We start from the raw sequence: 14,913 nt of genomic DNA on the forward strand, positions 1-14,913 counted from the left end.
CCGCTTCCCCGCTTCCCCCCTGCGTCCGCCCGGGCGCCTCGCACCCATCAACCTACCGAACGTTCGGCCAGGAGCTCTCAGTGTCCACCGACCAGCATCCCGACTTCTTCGTCCGCCACGCGGCTCTGCTCGACCAGGCGGTGGAGTGTGCCGCCGACCGCACCTACTGGACGCCGTACCCGGAAACCCCCAGCGCCTCTGCGTACGGAGCCGAGGCATCCGGGCTGGGCGAAGCCGCCTTCCGCGGCCTCCTCGGCCACCCCTTCCTCATCGAAGGACATCCGGCCACCGGCACCGTCCCCGCCACCGAGGTTTCGCCCTACGGCTTCCCGCTCGGCGTCAGTTACCCGTACCTGGCGCCCGATGCGGCCGTCGCCACGGCCAAGTCAGCCGCGGTGACATGGCGCGCAGCGAGCCCGGACACCCGGGCCGGCGTCGCCGCCGAGATCCTCGCCCGGCTGAACGAGGCGAGCTTCGAGATCGCGCACGCCGTCCAGCACACCACCGGCCAGCCCTTCATGATGGCGTTCCAGGCCGGCGGTCCGCACGCCCAGGACCGAGGCCTCGAAGCGGTGGCCCACGCATGGAACGAGCAGACACGCCATCCGGTCGCGGCCCGCTGGAGCAAGCCGCAGCGCAAGGGCGGCCCACTCGTCATGGACAAGACCTTCACCACCGTGGGACGCGGTGTGGCCGTACTGATCGCCTGCAACACCTTCCCCACATGGAACGGCTATCCGGGATTGTTCGCGAGTCTGGTCACCGGCAACCCGGTGGTCGTCAAGCCTCACCGACGTGCCGTGCTGCCGCTGGCGATCACCGTACGGATCGCCCGTGAGGTGCTGGCGGAGGCCGGTTTCGATCCGGACGTGGTACTGCTCGCCGCCGCGAAGCCCGAGGAGCGCACCGCTCCCGCCCTGGCCACCCACCCCGATGTGCGCATCGTGGACTTCACCGGCTCCAGCGAGTTCGGTGACTGGCTGGAGACCAACGCCCGCCAGGCCGTCGTCCACACCGAGAAGTCCGGACTCAACACCGTCGTCGTGGACTCCACGGACGACTACGCGGGGCTGCTGCGCAACCTCGCCTTCTCCCTGTCGCTCTACAGCGGCCAGATGTGCACCACCCCGCAGAACTTCCTCGTCCCCCGCGAGGGCTTCCCGACCGACCAGGGGCGGCGTACGGCCGACGAGTTCGCCGCCGACCTGGGCGCCGCCCTGGACAGGCTTCTCGGTGACCCGGCCCGTGCGGCCGCCACCCTCGGCGCGATCGTGAACGACGGTGTGCTGAAGCGTGTGGCGCAGGCGGCGGAACTCGACCGTACCGCCCATCCGTCGAGGCGACTCACCCACCCGGACTTCCCGGACGCGGCCGTCCTTTCCCCGCTGGTGGTCCGGCTCGAGGCCGAGGCCGACGAAGAGACATACACCAGCGAGTGGTTCGGGCCGGTCTCCTTCGTCATCGGTACCGACTCCACCGCGCACGGCCTGCGTCTCCTGCACGACACCGTACGGCGCCACGGCGCGCTGACCGCCTCCGTGTACGCCACCGACGAGGGTGTGCTGGAGGCGGCACGAGCAACCGCGCTGGAGGCGGGCGTGCACCTGTCGGAGAACCTGACCGGTGCGGTCTTCGTCAACCAGTCCGCCGCCTTCAGCGACTTCCACGGCACTGCGGCCAACCCCGCGGCCAATGCCGCCCTCACCGACCCGGCGTTCGTCACCGGACGCTTCTCGGTCGTCCAGTCCCGGCGCCACGCACCCGCAGAGGAGCACGTCGATGCGTGATGAGGTCTATCTGATCGACGGGGCCCGCACTCCGCTCGGCCGCCACCGGGGCGCCCTGGCCTCCGTACGCCCCGACGACCTGGCCGCCCTCGTAGTCGGCGAGGCGGTACGTCGCTCGGGCATCCCGGCCGACACCGTGGACGAGGTGATCCTCGGCGCCGCGAACCAGGCGGGCGAGGACAACCGGGACGTGGCCCGCATGGCGGTCCTGCTGGCCGGACTGCCGGACACCGTGCCCGGATACACCGTCAACCGGCTGTGCGCGTCCGGGCTGACGGCCGTCGCCTCGGCCGCCCAGGCGATTCGTGCGGGGGAGGCCGACCTGGTCGTCGCGGGCGGAGTGGAGTCCATGACCCGCGCCCCTTGGGTGATGGCCAAGCCCGGCACGCCCTGGGCCCGGCCCGGCGAGGTCCACGACACCTCTCTCGGCTGGCGCTTCACCAACCCGCGCTTCCCGGCCGCGACCACCCTGTCCATGGGCGAGACCGCCGAGGAGGTCGCCGCCCTGGACGGCATCACCCGCCTCGAGGCGGACACCTTCGCGCTGCGCAGCCACCGCCGGGCGGAGGCCGCCCAGAGGGCGGGCCGCTTCAAGGAGGAGATCGTCCCGGTGCCAGTGGCGGACGGCGAGGTGACCCAGGACGAGGGGCCTCGGCCGTCCACATCGCTGGAGAAGCTCGGCGGACTGCGCACGTCCTTCCGCAGCGGCGGGATCATCACCGCGGGCAACTCCTCGCCGCTGTCCGACGGGGCCGCTGCCATCGTGGTGGCGAGTTTGGCGGCGGTCGAACGATACCGGCTCACCCCCCGGGCCCGCGTCGTCACCGCCGCCTCGGCTGGGGTCGAGCCCCGCCTGATGGGGCTCGGGCCCGTGCCGGCCACCTTGAGGGCGCTCGGCCGGGCGGGCTGGCGGCCCGACGACCTGGACGCCGTCGAGGTGAACGAGGCCTTCGCCGCCCAAGCGCTGGCAGTCGTCCGCCGCCTGCAGCTCGACGAGGACCGCGTCAATGCCGACGGCGGCGCCATCGCCCTCGGACACCCGCTCGGCTGCTCCGGCGCCCGCATCCTGCTCACCCTGCTCGGACGCATGGAACGCGAGGACGCCCGACGGGGACTGGCGACCATGTGCGTGGGGGTCGGCCAGGGCGTGGCGATGCTCGTGGAGCGCGTATGAGCACGCGGGAGGACACGGCGTACGAGACCCTGCGGGTCGAGGAGCGCGCGGACCGGGTCGTCGTGACCCTGCACCGGCCCGAGGCGCGCAACGCCATCGGCAGCGGCATGATCGCCGAACTGCATCGCGTGTGCGAGGACCTGGAGCGCGCGCCGAGGCTGCTGCTGCTCACCGGGCACGGCGGGGTCTTCGCCGGCGGCGCCGACATCGCCGAACTGCGACGGCGTGGCCGGGAGGAGGCGCTGCAGGGAATCAACAGCCGTCTGTTCGAGCGGGTGCGCAGGCTGCCCATGCCCACCGTGGCCGCGGTGGACGGCTGGGCGCTGGGCGGCGGCGCCGAGCTGGCGTACGCCTGCGACATCCGGATCGCCGGGCCGAACGCCGTCTTCGGCAACCCCGAACCGGGCCTGGGCATCCTCGCCGCCGCCGGGGCCTGCTGGCGGCTGCCGGAGCTGCTCGGCGAGTCGGTGGCCAAACAGGTCCTGCTCGCCGGACGGAACCTCGACGCGCCTGCCGCGCTCGCCTGCGGGCTGGTCACGGACGTCGTACCGGCCGAGCGGCTGATCGCCGAGGCACACGCCCTGCTGGACCGCATGGCCCGCTCCTCGGCGCTCGCCCTGCGGCTGACCAAGCTCGTCACCGACGCCCCGGGTGCCCATCCGGTGGCCGATGACCTCGCCCAGGCCGTGCTGTTCGAGGGCCGCGACAAGGAGGAGCGCATGACGCGATTCCTGGAGAAGAACGAGAAGAACGGAGGCCGGGCATGACCTCGGCATCAGCACCGCCCGCCGTCGTGGGGGTGATCGGCGGCGGCCGGATGGGGACGGGCATCGCCCAGTCCTTCGCGGCCGCAGGGTCGTCCGTGGTCGTCGTGGAACACGACGAAGCGGCCGCGACCGTCGCGCTGAACCGCATCGCCGCTGGCCTGAGGCAGGCCGCCGAGCGCGAGGGGCCCGGCGGATCCGCCACCGGTGAGGTACCGGACCGGGTCACCGCCGTGACCTCGATCGCCGAACTTCCCGCCGACGCCGATCTCGTCGTCGAGGCAGTACCGGAGGACGCCGCGCTCAAGGCCCGGATGCTCGCCGCCGCCGAGCAGGCCGTGGGGGAGCGGTGCGTACTCGCCACCAACACCAGTTCCCTCCCGGTCACCGAACTCGCGGCGGCCCTGAAGCGGCCGGGACGCTTCCTGGGCATGCACTTCTTCAACCCGGTGCCCGTATCCGCGCTGGTCGAACTGGTCCTCACTCCCGACACCACCGGGGAGACTCTCGCGACGGCGGTCGGCTGGACGCACTCCCTGGGCAAGCAGAAGGTCGTCGTCCAGGACTCGCCGGGATTCGCCAGCAGCCGTCTCGGCCTGGCCCTCGGTCTGGAGGCGGTCCGCATGGTCGAGGAGGGGGTCGCCGAGCCCGAGGCCATCGACACGGCCATGCGCCTGGGATACCGGCACCCGATGGGGCCGCTGCGCCTCACCGACGTAGTGGGTCTCGACGTACGGCTGGCCATCGCCGACCACCTGCACAGGACGCTCGGGGAGCGGTTCGCCCCACCGGCATTGCTGCGGGAGAAGGTCGCCCGCGGCGAGCTGGGCCGCAAGACGGGGAAGGGGTTCTACTCATGGCCGTGACCGACGGTGCGCCCACCGAGGCCCAGGAGCCCGGCGGCCCCGCCCCGTACGGGGTCGCCTACGACGTCACCGACGCCGTGGCCGTCATCGAACTGCGCGGCCCAGGGAGCGGCAACGCCCTCGACACCCATATGCGCAGCGCCCTCCTCATGGCAGCACGCCGCCTGACCACGGACACCGCACGCGGTGTACGCGCGGCCCTGATCACCGCCCGCGGAAAACACTTCTGCGTCGGCCAGGACCTCAAGGAGCACGCCAGGCTGCTGAACACCGCGCCCGAGGCGGCCTTCGCGAACCTTCCCAACGACTACAACCCGCTGATGAAGGAGCTGCACGGGCTGCCGGTCCCGCTCGTCGTGGCCGTCGAGGGCGCGTGTGTCGGGGCCGGGCTCGGCATCGCGCTCTGCGCCGATGTACGGGTCGCCGCCGAAGGAGCCCGCTTCGCGACCGCCTTCACCGGCCTCGGCCTGGCCTCCGACTCGGGGGTCGCCCGCGGCCTCGTCCGCCAGCTCGGCCCTTCGCGGACCGCCGGACTCATGCTCCTCGGAGACCGCTTCTCCGCGCAGGACGCCGAACGCTGGGGCCTGGTCCACCGCGTCGTGGCGGACGGCTCGGCCACGGCTGAAGGGCTGGCCGTCGCCCGCTCCCTCGCAGGCGGACCCACCGCCGCCCACCGAGAGATCAAGGCACTGCTGCGGTCCGCGGCCACCGCCCCGCTGCCGGCCGCGCTGGAGCGCGAAGCCGTGATCCAGCGCCGCCTCGGCGCCACCGAGGACCACCGCGAAGCCGTGACGGCGTTCCTCGAACGCCGCAGCCCGGCCTTCCGCGGCCATTGACCCACTCATCGAGTACGACGGGACACTCACACCCCATGAACACCCCCACCGTCACACCATCCGGGCCCCAGGGCCCCGAGACCACCTTCGAGGACACCATCGCCCGCGACCAGCGCATCGAGCCCCGGGACTGGATGCCCGACGGCTACCGCACCACGCTGATCCGGCAGATCGCCCAGCACGCCCACTCCGAGATCATCGGTATGCAGCCGGAGGGCGAGTGGATCACCCGGGCGCCCTCGCTGCGCCGCAAGGCCATCCTCTTCGCCAAGGTGCAGGACGAGGCCGGGCACGGGCTGTACCTCTACTCCGCGGCCGAGACCCTCGGGGCGGACCGCACGGACATGACGGCGCGTCTGATCGACGGCCGCCAGAAGTACTCGTCCATCTTCAACTACCCGACCCACACCTTCGCCGACGTCGGCGTGATCGGCTGGTTCGTGGACGGCGCGGCGATCTGCAACCAGGTGCCCCTGTGCCGTACGTCGTACGGCCCGTACGGGCGCGCCATGGTGCGCGTGTGCAAGGAGGAGTCCTTCCACCAGCGGCAGGGCTACGAACTCCTGCTGACGATGATGCGCGGCACCGACGAGCAGCGGGAGATGGTGCAGGACGCGGTGAACCGCTGGTGGTGGCCGTCGCTGATGATGTTCGGCCCGCCGGACGCCGACTCGCCCAACTCCGCGCGGTCCATGGCCTGGAAGATCAAACGGCACTCCAACGACGAACTGCGACAGCGGTTCGTCGACATGACCGTGCCGCAGGCCCAGAAGCTCGGCGTCACCCTGCCCGACCCCGTCCTGCGGTGGAACGAGGAACGCGGGCACCACGACTTCGGCGCCCCCGACTGGGACGAGCTGAAGCGCGTGGTCTCCGGCGACGGGCCGTGCAACGCCGAGCGGATCGCCCGGCGCCGGGCCGCCCACGAGGAGGGCGCCTGGGTGCGGGAGGCGGCCTCGGCCCATGCCGCCAAGCAGGCGACCCGGGTGCGGGAAGGAGCGGCGGCATGAGCGGCACCGACCGGAATTCCGCCGGCGGACCCGTCCGCATACGGGACGAGTGGCCGCTGTACGAGGTGTTCGTCCGCGGCAAGCGCGGACTGAACCATGTCCACGTGGGCTCCCTGCGCGCGCCCGACGACGCGATGGCCCTTGTCCACGCCCGCGACCTGTACACCCGGCGCAACGAGGGCGTGAGCGTCTGGGCCGTGCGATCCGACTCCATCGCCGCCTCCACCCCCGCCGAGAAGGACCCCTTCTTCGGGCCCAGCGGCGACAAGGTCTACCGGCACCCGACCTTCTACGACATCCCCGACGACGTACCCCACATCTAGGAGCGGCCGCCAATGAGTGACGAGGACCTGTACGTCGACCACGACAACGCGCAGTGGGCGTTCGGCACCGGTTTCACCGACCCCCTGCACGGCATCGACCAGAGGGTGCCGGACGGCGTCGACGCCGGAGACCTGGCTGCCTGCTGTCTGGCCCTGGGCGACGACGCCCTGGTGTCCGCCCAGCGGCTCGCCGAGTGGTGCACACGCGCCCCCGAACTGGAGGAGGAACTCGCCCTGGCCAACATCGGCCTCGACCTGCTCGGCCAGGCCCGGCTGCTGTACGCCAGGACGGGACGGGCCGACGGTACGGGCCGCGGCGAGGACGCGTACGCCTACTTCCGTGATCCAGACGACTTCCGCAACCTACGGCTGGCCGAACTGCCCGGCGGCGACTTCGCCTTCACGATCACACGGCTGCTCGTGCTGTCCGCCTGGCGGCTGGCCGTCTTCGAGGAGCTCACCAGCGCTCCTGATCCGGTGCTTGCCGCCATCGCCGCCAAGAGCGTGAAGGAGCTCTCCTACCATTGCCACTACGCCGCCGTGTGGACCGTGCGCTTCGGCGACGGGACTCCCGAGTCCCGCAATCGCCTCGGAACGGCACTGCTCGACATCGCGCCCTGGCTGGGAGAACCTCTGACCGACCGGACCGCAGCCGCTCTGGGCGCCGAGTCCGCGGTGGTCGCCGACCGGACGCTGCGGCGCCTCGCGGACGTCCTGGTGCGAGCGGGATTCGACCCCTCGGAGGTCCTGCCACTGGGCCCGGCGCCCGCCCCCGCCATACCGGGCTCCGGTCGCGACGGCGACCGTACCGAACACCTGGCGCCGCTCCTCACCGAACTCCAGAGCATCGCCCGCGCACACCCGGAGGCGCAATGGTGACGCTCGCCGATGCCGGCGGGCACCGCCGAAAGACGGCGCACCGCGCCTGGCGTATCGCCTGCGAGATCCCCGATCCTGAACTGCCCATGCTGACCCTCGCCGACCTCGGAGTGCTCCGCGGCGTCGAGGTGGAGCAGGACGGCACGGTCGTCGTGCGGCTCACCCCGACCTACTCCGGCTGTCCCGCCGTGGCCGAGATGCGGGCTGAAGCCGCCAACCGGCTGCAGGCGGCCGGCTTTCCCGCCGTCCGGGTCGTCACCGTGCTCGACCCGCCCTGGACTACCGACTGGATCACATCCCAGGGCCGCCACAAGCTCGCCGAACACGGCATCGCACCACCGGGGCCTCGGCGCCTCAGCCAATCCGGGCCGGTGTGGCTGTCCCTCGGGCCGGCCCCGTCAGATGTGCCCTGCCCCCGCTGCGCCTCGGTCGATACCGAGGAGATCTCGCGGTTCGCCGCAACCGCCTGCCTGGCGCTCCGCCGCTGCGGCACCTGCCTGGAGCCCTTCGAGCACCTCAAGGACCTTTGATGACGACCCCCTCCCATCCCCCCGGCACGGCGCGGACCCGTCTGCGTCCCACCTTCCACGCCCTGCGCGTCGCAGCGGTCGAGGGGCTGTGCTCCGACGCCGCCGCGCTCACCCTGGCGATACCGGACCGCCTGGCCGAGGAGTTCGCGTTTCTCCCCGGCCAGTGCCTCACCGTGCGCCGGGAGATCGACGGCCGCGACGAGCGCCGCTCCTACTCCATCTGCTCCCCCGTCGGGGAGCCACCGCGCATCGGCATCCGCGTCGTACCCGGCGGCCTGTTCTCTTCCTGGCTCGTCCACGGTGTGCGCCCGGGAGACACCCTTGAGGTGATGGGACCGGCCGGTGCTTTCACCCCCGACCTCACCGCATCCGGACAACCCGGTGGACTCGGCCACTACGTGCTCATCGCCGCCGGATCCGGCATCACACCGATGCTGTCGATCGCCGCCTCCGTACTCGGCGCCGACGGCTCATCCCGCATCACCCTCCTCTACGGCAACCGGCGCACCGATACGGTCATGTTCGCGGACGAACTGGCAGATCTGAAAGACCAGTACCCGGCCCGCTTCCAGCTCGTTCACGTGTTGTCCCGCGAGCCGCGCCAGGCCGAAATGCTCACCGGCCGCCTCGATGCGGCGCGGCTCACCGCCCTGCTCGACGCCCTGGTCGACACCGACGGCGTCGACCAATGGTGGCTCTGCGGTCCGCACGGCATGGTCCGTGACTCCAGCGCCATCCTGGCCAGGCTCGGCGTCCCGGCCGACCGAATCCACCAGGAACTGTTCCACGCCGATGAAGAACCGCCCGCCGCCCGCAACGAGGTCTCGGCGATCGGTCTCACCACGAGCGAAGTCACCGTCGTCCTGGATGGCAGGGCCACCACGTTCCCGGCCCCCCGGGACCGCACCGTCCTCGACGCTGCCCAACAGCTCCGCCCCGACCTGCCGTTCGCCTGCAGAGGCGGCGTCTGCGGGACGTGCCGCGCCCTGGTGACCCATGGCCGGGGGGACATGCGCCGAAACTACGCCCTGGAGCCCGCGGAGGTGGCCGCGGGATACGTCTTGACCTGCCAGACCCGCCCCGCATCGGACGAGCTCACCGTGGACTTCGACATGTGAGCGCGAACATGTCGACAACGTTCGGTTTTCTCGACGATGAACGATCGGAAACCTGCGCTGGAAAAGGCGCATGCCGTTCGGCACAGTAAGCCCGGGTCGATCAATCACTCTGTCCGAACAGATGTTCGGTAGAGCAGGGTGAAAGCCTGATTGCCGCCTGGGTCCCCAACGCGGGAGACCGCGCGAACCCGGGCCGCCCGCAACGTTCGTTGACCGACGGCGTGCGCCTATCGAAATCTTGAGCGGACCGGCAGTAACGGACCGCACTGCATCATTTTATGGAAAGTGAGAGCCAGGCGTGAGTGAGCAGCCGCTCGTAAAGCCCGCAGCGCCAGCCGGACCGGCCCGGCCCAATGTCGACGCCGGAGACGCCGGTTACAGCAAGTCGTTGAAGTCCCGGCACGTCAGCATGATCGCCATCGGCGGTGCCATCGGCACCGGCCTCTTCCTCGGTGCCGGCGGCCGCCTCGCCGAGGCCGGCCCGTCGTTGTTCGTCGCGTACGCGGTCTGCGGCGTCTTCGCCTTCCTCGTCGTCCGCGCGCTCGGCGAACTCGTCCTGTACCGGCCCTCGTCCGGCGCCTTCGTGTCGTACGCCCGGGAGTTCCTCGGCGAGAAGGGCGCCTACACCGCGGGCTGGATGTACTTCCTGAACTGGGCCACGACCGGTATCGCCGACATCACCGCGGTGGCCACCTACACCCACTACTGGGGCATGTTCTCCGACATACCCCAATGGGTGATCGCGCTGATCGCCCTGGCGGTCGTCCTCGCGGTCAACCTGATCTCGGTGCGGATCTTCGGCGAGCTGGAGTTCTGGTTCGCAATCATCAAGGTCGGCGCCCTCGTCGTCTTCATGTGCATCGGCATCTTCCTGCTGGTGACCCAACACCCCGTGGACGGTCACAACCCCGGTCTGTCCGTGATCAGCGACAACGGAGGCGTCTTCCCCAACGGTCTGCTGCCCCTGCTCCTGATCACCCAGGGCGTCATCTTCGCCTACGCCGCAGTCGAGCTGGTCGGCGTTACCGCGGGTGAGACCGAGAACCCCGAGAAGATCATGCCCAAGGCGATCAACTCCATCATGTGGCGCGTGGGGCTGTTCTACGTCGGCTCGGTCATCCTGCTCTCGATGCTGCTGCCGTGGAACAAGTACGTCGCCGGCGAGAGCCCCTTTGTGACGGTGCTGTCCAACATCGGTGTCCCCGCCGCGGGCGGCGTGATGAACCTCGTCGTCCTCACCGCGGCCATGTCCTCGCTCAACTCCGGCCTGTACTCGACCGGCCGCATCCTGCGCTCCATGGCGATGTCCGGCTCGGCGCCGAGGTTCACGAGTGCGATGAGCCGCAGCCAGGTTCCCTACGGTGGCATCCTGCTCACCACCGGTATCTGTGTGCTCGGCGTCGGCCTCAACTTCGTCGTGCCGGCGGAGGCGTTCGAGATCGTCCTGAACTTCGCGGCGATCGGCATCCTGGCCACGTGGGGCATGATCATGATCTGCCACCTGCTCTTCTGGCGGAAGACGCAGCAGGGCGAGCTGACGCGTCCTGGCTACCGGCTGCCCGGCTCGCCGTGGACCGAGATCGTGACCCTCGGCTTCCTGGCCTCCGTCCTGGTGCTGATGTACGCCGACGGCGGCGCCGCACGCACCACCGTGCTGTGTCTTCCGCTGATCGTCGGGGCCCTCGTCGCCGGGTGGTTCGGCGTGCGCGGCCGGGTGGCCGGCATGCGCAGGGCAGCCGAGGACGCCCAAGCCAGGCCGTGACGTGACGGCGACACATCCGGAACGGCTCGCCCAGGCATCAGTGGCGTGACATCACCTGCCTGATACCGGCCGCGCCGCCAACCTGCCCAGGACGCATTCAAGCGTGACCTCGTAGCGCTTTTCGATGGCCGGGTGGTCGCCTTACGATCCGACCGCGCCCCAGGGATTCCTGGCCACCGCGCACTCCTCGATGCGGCCCCCAGCCCTAGAACCGGCGGCGGTGATCCTTGCAGTCCGCCGCCGTCAGCCAGAGTCAACCGCGAGGCGCAGGGTGACATCACACTCTGTGCGTCCGGAACTAAGCTCTCCCACGAGAAAGCCAGCTGTTTCAGGCGCTGTCATGTTCGATCTTCACAGGCTCAGACTTCTCAGGGAGCTCAAGCACCGCGGCACGCTGGCCGCCGTTGCCGCTGCCTTGTCCTACAGTCCATCGACCATTTCTCAGCAGTTGTCGCTGCTGGAATCCGAGGCCGGCGTCCGGCTACTGGAACACGTCGGTCGGCGGGTACGCCTCACCCAACAGGCGGAGATCCTCGTCGCCCACACCGAGGCTGTCCTGGAGCGGCTGGAACGCGCAGAGACCGACATCGCGACATCCTTGACCGATTTGACCGGAACACTTCGCATCGCCTCCTTTCAGAGTGCGGCGCTGGCCCTGGTCCCCACCGCGCTGAACTTGTTGCATGCCGCTCATCCGCTGCTGCGTGTCCATCTCACTCAGATGGAGCGGGAAAGTGCCATTTCTGCCCTGCTGGCGCGTGACTTCGATCTGATCATCGACGTGGAGTACCCCGGTATTCCCGGTCCCCGGCCCGCGGAGGTGGAGCAGGAGGAGTTGTGTGAGGACACCCTGCATCTGGCTCATCCGGCCATTGGGGGCGTGGCCGACCCCATGGAGGCGCTCCTCAGCCTGGCAGGACAGCCGTGGATCATGGAGCCCGAGGGAACCATGGCTCGCCGCTGGTCGATGGCACTGTGCCGCGAAGCAGGCTTCGAACCCGACATCCGTTACGAGTCCACCGACCACTTCCTGCATCTGCGGCTAGCCGAACAGGGTCATGCGGCCGCGCTGCTTCCGGGTTTGGCATGGCACGGCCGTCCCCCGACCGTCCCCATACAGCCACTGCCACGGGCTCATCACAGACGCAGACTGCTCACTGCCGTGCGTCGCGGAGGCGGCCAGCACCCCACCATCAAAGCCGCCCGGCAGGCACTGCTCCAGGCTGCTGAGCAGCTGGTGCTGTGACCGCATGAGCCGCGGGGGCTCTGCTCTCGTCAGACCAGACGTCTGTGTACGTCTTCGACCGCGTCGATGAGCGGATCGCCTTCAGTGCCTGCCCGCCGTATGAGACCCAGTTCGACGTCAGGAAGTTCTGGCAGGCCGCCGTATGCGGCGGTGCCGGGTTCCACGCAGGCGGGCAGTAGAGCCTCAGCGCCGAGGCCGGCCCGGACGGCGGCTTGCACGGCGGCCAGGCTGGTGCTTTCGAAAACAACACGCCATTTGCGTCCGTTGGCTTCCAGCGCGTCCAGTACCGGCGTGCGCCAGCGGCACGGCGGGGAGAACAGCACGAGAGGGAGGGGGGCAGCCCCTGGATCCAGTCCGGGCCCGACGGTCCATCGCAGCGGCAACCGAATCGTCCAGCGCGGTAGGCCGGGCAGGTAGGACGGATCACACAGGGCGATATGGATGCGTCCGGAGGAAAAGGCCTCAACCCGTCACCGTTCGCCCGGTTGCGGTGAGCGCCTGGGCAGACAGGGCGAGGATCCGCTCGGCATAGGGCAGCAATGCCTCGCCGGCCTTGGTCGGGCTCACTCCGGTGGCCGTGCGGTGCAGCAGTGGCTGTCCGACGGAGCGTTCGAGCTTCCGCAGCTGCTGGCTGAGGGCCGGCTGGCTGTACCCGAGCGCGGCTGCGGCGCGACTGATGCTGCCGGAGCGGGCGCAGCTGACGAACATCCGCAGCAACGACGTCTCTAGATCGCGGTCGGACGCCATAACCGCACGTTATAGGGCCCCTTGTTCATTGGGTAGTTCTCTCTGAAGGAGCGCATCATTAGCGTCAGTCCCATGCACTATTTCCACGTCGATGTGTTCAGCCCTCGGGCCTTCAGCGGCAACAGCCTCACCGTCTTCCCCGATGCCGCTCGGCTCAGCAGCAGCCAGATGGCGGCCATCACGCGGGAGATGCGCCACTTCGAGTCGATCTTCCTGACAGGTGAGGACGCGGGGGACGGAGCCTGGCGGGCCCGCGTCTTCGACCTCGTCGAGGAACTCGACTTCGCCGGCCACCCTGTCATCGGGGCTGCCTGTGTCCTGCACGCGCTGCACGGCAGTGGCGACAGTGAGACGTGGACGATGAAATTGAAAGCCCGCACGGTGGAGATCACCACACATCTTCGTGGTCCTGGGCGGTACGCGAGCGTGCTGGATCAGGGCGCTCCCTCCTTCCTCGGCCAGCCGGACCGCAAGGACCTGGCGTCTTGGTTTTCGCTGAATGAAGAAGACCTGGATGCGGATCTCCCGCCCGAGGTGGTCTCCACCGGTCTGCGCTACCTGGTGCTGCCGGTACGCAGCGGCGCACTCGAACGGGCCCGGATCGCTTTCGATCTCGACACGCCGCTTTCCAGTCTCGGCGCACAGTTCGCCTATCTCCTCGATGCAGACACCTTGGAGTCACGGCACTGGAACAACGACGGCATCGTCGAGGACGTGGCGACCGGAAGCGGAGCAGGATGTGCCGCCGCCTATCTGCGCCGCCACGGCCGCATCCGCGACGGGGAAAAGGTGGTCCTGAGGCAGGGCCGGTTCACTGGCCGTCCCAGCCAGATGACGATCAGCGCGCAGGGCCCAAGTGGGGACGTCCGCTCGGTACAGGTCGGCGGCGAAGTCTCGTTCGTCGCGACCGGACGTTTGGAGGAGCTGCCGGCATGAGCGGGTTGCTGCATGCGAAGCGACAGTCGTCTTCCAAGCGCTCGCAGGTGTGGGGACGTCGTTCCGTGGGCGACATCAGGAGATGCCGTGCAGCGATATACCAAAGCGGCCGAACGTGCCAGACGGCGCCGGGCGGTCTGAAGGCCGCCGGTTTGGATCCTCAGGTCGAGAACTGCTCTGTCGGACGCGGCATCGTCGGCGTCTCGGCCGACACCCTCGGCAGCCAAGCGCTGAAGCCGGCCTACCCCCATGGGAGGCGGTCACGCCGAGAGCTCCCCCAGCCAGTGGCACTCGCACGGCAAACGTAAGCCGCATCTCGTCACAGATAGGAAGACCCATGCTCAGATTCCTAGCCGCCGAAGCCGATTCGATGTCCATCAGAGCAGGACAGCACGGGCCGGACTCGGATGCCGAATTCCGTGATCGTTGGTCAGCTGCGCAGACTGGATCAATACACTCATGAACGCTGAACTTCCTACCGGATATGAGATATCCACAGACCCCGCCCGCCTCGATCCTGCGCTGATCCACCAGTGGCTGTCACAGGACTCCTACTGGGCCGCTGGTCGATCCAGGGAAAAGCAGGACCTGGCGATCTCCTGTTCCCTCAACCTCGGCGTCTACGACAGCGCCTCAGGCGCCCAGGTCGGCTATGCCCGTGTTGTCACTGATTCGGCCACCTTCGCTTGGTTGTGTGACGTATACGTCGCACGCGACGCACGTGGAAAGGGCCTGGGAACCGCTCTGGCCACTGCGGTCCGGGACCATCTTTCTCCTTACGGCCTGCGTCGAATCCTGCTGGCCACGGCGGACGCGCACGCGGTCTACGCCAAGGTGGGCTTCGCATCACTGGAGAAACCGGAGAAGTGGATGACACTCGGGGAGCAGTGAGCACCCAAGCACCTCGGCGAAACGGGCCTTCAGCCGCGACCCGG

The 14,913-nt window shown here is 69.5% G+C and carries 16 protein-coding genes; 14 read left to right on the plus strand and 2 right to left on the minus strand.

Annotated features, from left to right (window positions below; translation table 11 throughout):
- Positions 1-80: 80 nt before the first annotated feature.
- The 12 genes from paaN (at position 81) to PV721_RS17585 (ending at position 12,295) form a co-directional block, all read left to right on the plus strand.
- Positions 81-1,787, plus strand: coding sequence for a phenylacetic acid degradation protein PaaN (gene paaN, locus PV721_RS17530; protein ID WP_319725180.1), 1,707 nt, complete (start codon positions 81-83; stop codon positions 1,785-1,787).
- Positions 1,780-2,961: a thiolase family protein gene (locus PV721_RS17535; protein ID WP_319725182.1), complete on the plus strand. Its 1,182-nt coding sequence runs from the start codon at positions 1,780-1,782 to the stop codon at positions 2,959-2,961. Before paaN ends, PV721_RS17535 begins: the two co-directional genes overlap by 8 nt.
- Entirely contained in the window at positions 2,958-3,728 is a 771-nt protein-coding gene (locus PV721_RS17540; protein WP_319725183.1) for an enoyl-CoA hydratase/isomerase family protein, read from the plus strand. The genes PV721_RS17535 and PV721_RS17540 overlap by 4 nt, the downstream gene beginning before the upstream one ends.
- The gene (locus PV721_RS17545; protein ID WP_319725185.1) at positions 3,725-4,591 is read left to right on the plus strand and encodes a 3-hydroxyacyl-CoA dehydrogenase family protein; all 867 of its coding nucleotides are present in this window, start codon (positions 3,725-3,727) and stop codon (positions 4,589-4,591) included. Before PV721_RS17540 ends, PV721_RS17545 begins: the two co-directional genes overlap by 4 nt.
- Positions 4,582-5,427, plus strand: coding sequence for an enoyl-CoA hydratase/isomerase family protein (locus PV721_RS17550; protein WP_319725187.1), 846 nt, complete (start codon positions 4,582-4,584; stop codon positions 5,425-5,427). Before PV721_RS17545 ends, PV721_RS17550 begins: the two co-directional genes overlap by 10 nt.
- 35 nt (positions 5,428-5,462) lie before the next feature.
- Positions 5,463-6,437 carry a 1,2-phenylacetyl-CoA epoxidase subunit PaaA gene (gene paaA, locus PV721_RS17555; RefSeq protein ID WP_319725189.1) on the plus strand — a complete coding sequence of 325 codons (975 nt, stop codon included), beginning with the start codon at positions 5,463-5,465 and terminating at the stop codon, positions 6,435-6,437.
- Positions 6,434-6,760, plus strand: a complete 327-nt coding sequence (paaB, locus tag PV721_RS17560; RefSeq protein ID WP_319725191.1) for a 1,2-phenylacetyl-CoA epoxidase subunit PaaB — start codon at positions 6,434-6,436, stop codon at positions 6,758-6,760. Before paaA ends, paaB begins: the two co-directional genes overlap by 4 nt.
- 12 nt (positions 6,761-6,772) lie before the next feature.
- On the plus strand, positions 6,773-7,639 hold the full coding sequence (paaC, locus tag PV721_RS17565; RefSeq protein ID WP_319725193.1) for a 1,2-phenylacetyl-CoA epoxidase subunit PaaC: 867 nt from the start codon (positions 6,773-6,775) through the stop codon (positions 7,637-7,639).
- On the plus strand, positions 7,633-8,169 hold the full coding sequence (paaD, locus tag PV721_RS17570; RefSeq protein ID WP_319725195.1) for a 1,2-phenylacetyl-CoA epoxidase subunit PaaD: 537 nt from the start codon (positions 7,633-7,635) through the stop codon (positions 8,167-8,169). The genes paaC and paaD overlap by 7 nt, the downstream gene beginning before the upstream one ends.
- Positions 8,169-9,287 (plus strand): 1,2-phenylacetyl-CoA epoxidase subunit PaaE, encoded by a 1,119-nt coding sequence (gene paaE / locus PV721_RS17575; RefSeq protein ID WP_319725197.1) that lies wholly within the window; start codon positions 8,169-8,171, stop codon positions 9,285-9,287. Before paaD ends, paaE begins: the two co-directional genes overlap by 1 nt.
- A 298-nt stretch (positions 9,288-9,585) precedes the next feature.
- Positions 9,586-11,049, plus strand: coding sequence for an amino acid permease (locus PV721_RS17580; RefSeq protein ID WP_319725199.1), 1,464 nt, complete (start codon positions 9,586-9,588; stop codon positions 11,047-11,049).
- 340 nt (positions 11,050-11,389) lie between these two features.
- On the plus strand, positions 11,390-12,295 hold the full coding sequence (locus tag PV721_RS17585; RefSeq protein WP_319725201.1) for a LysR substrate-binding domain-containing protein: 906 nt from the start codon (positions 11,390-11,392) through the stop codon (positions 12,293-12,295).
- A 29-nt stretch (positions 12,296-12,324) separates the two neighbouring features.
- Here the strand turns inward: PV721_RS17585 and PV721_RS17590 are convergent, their stop codons facing one another.
- Together PV721_RS17590 and PV721_RS17595 are read right to left on the minus strand one after the other, a co-directional pair.
- Entirely contained in the window at positions 12,325-12,618 is a 294-nt protein-coding gene (locus PV721_RS17590) for a LysR substrate-binding domain-containing protein (RefSeq protein ID WP_319725204.1), read from the minus strand.
- Between the two features lie 139 nt (positions 12,619-12,757).
- Positions 12,758-13,042: a LysR family transcriptional regulator gene (locus PV721_RS17595; protein ID WP_319725207.1), complete on the minus strand. Its 285-nt coding sequence runs from the start codon at positions 13,040-13,042 to the stop codon at positions 12,758-12,760.
- Between the two features lie 72 nt (positions 13,043-13,114).
- Here PV721_RS17595 and PV721_RS17600 point away from each other — a divergent pair, with 72 nt between their 5' ends.
- Together PV721_RS17600 and PV721_RS17605 are read left to right on the plus strand one after the other, a co-directional pair.
- Positions 13,115-13,978, plus strand: a complete 864-nt coding sequence (locus PV721_RS17600; protein ID WP_319725209.1) for a PhzF family phenazine biosynthesis protein — start codon at positions 13,115-13,117, stop codon at positions 13,976-13,978.
- Between the two features lie 459 nt (positions 13,979-14,437).
- Positions 14,438-14,869, plus strand: a complete 432-nt coding sequence (locus tag PV721_RS17605) for a GNAT family N-acetyltransferase (RefSeq protein ID WP_319725212.1) — start codon at positions 14,438-14,440, stop codon at positions 14,867-14,869.
- The last annotated feature ends 44 nt before the right edge of the window (positions 14,870-14,913 follow it).

It is taken from the genome of Streptomyces sp. MB09-01, assembly GCF_033794505.1.
GTDB lineage: Bacteria > Actinomycetota > Actinomycetes > Streptomycetales > Streptomycetaceae > Streptomyces.

What these genes read in the sequence shown, in the direction of transcription:
- PV721_RS17535 (WP_319725182.1), top strand. Translation starts at nt 1,780, where the DNA reads ATGCGTGATGAGGTCTATCTGATCGACGGGGCCCGCACTCCGCTCGGC.
- PV721_RS17540 (WP_319725183.1), top strand. Translation starts at nt 2,958, where the DNA reads ATGAGCACGCGGGAGGACACGGCGTACGAGACCCTGCGGGTCGAGGAG.
- PV721_RS17545 (WP_319725185.1), top strand. Translation starts at nt 3,725, where the DNA reads ATGACCTCGGCATCAGCACCGCCCGCCGTCGTGGGGGTGATCGGCGGC.
- PV721_RS17550 (WP_319725187.1), top strand. Translation starts at nt 4,582, where the DNA reads ATGGCCGTGACCGACGGTGCGCCCACCGAGGCCCAGGAGCCCGGCGGC.
- paaA (WP_319725189.1), top strand. Translation starts at nt 5,463, where the DNA reads ATGAACACCCCCACCGTCACACCATCCGGGCCCCAGGGCCCCGAGACC.
- paaB (WP_319725191.1), top strand. Translation starts at nt 6,434, where the DNA reads ATGAGCGGCACCGACCGGAATTCCGCCGGCGGACCCGTCCGCATACGG.
- paaC (WP_319725193.1), top strand. Translation starts at nt 6,773, where the DNA reads ATGAGTGACGAGGACCTGTACGTCGACCACGACAACGCGCAGTGGGCG.
- paaD (WP_319725195.1), top strand. Translation starts at nt 7,633, where the DNA reads ATGGTGACGCTCGCCGATGCCGGCGGGCACCGCCGAAAGACGGCGCAC.
- paaE (WP_319725197.1), top strand. Translation starts at nt 8,169, where the DNA reads ATGACGACCCCCTCCCATCCCCCCGGCACGGCGCGGACCCGTCTGCGT.
- PV721_RS17585 (WP_319725201.1), top strand. Translation starts at nt 11,390, where the DNA reads ATGTTCGATCTTCACAGGCTCAGACTTCTCAGGGAGCTCAAGCACCGC.
- PV721_RS17595 (WP_319725207.1), bottom strand. Translation starts at nt 13,042, where the DNA reads ATGGCGTCCGACCGCGATCTAGAGACGTCGTTGCTGCGGATGTTCGTC.
- PV721_RS17600 (WP_319725209.1), top strand. Translation starts at nt 13,115, where the DNA reads ATGCACTATTTCCACGTCGATGTGTTCAGCCCTCGGGCCTTCAGCGGC.
- PV721_RS17605 (WP_319725212.1), top strand. Translation starts at nt 14,438, where the DNA reads ATGAACGCTGAACTTCCTACCGGATATGAGATATCCACAGACCCCGCC.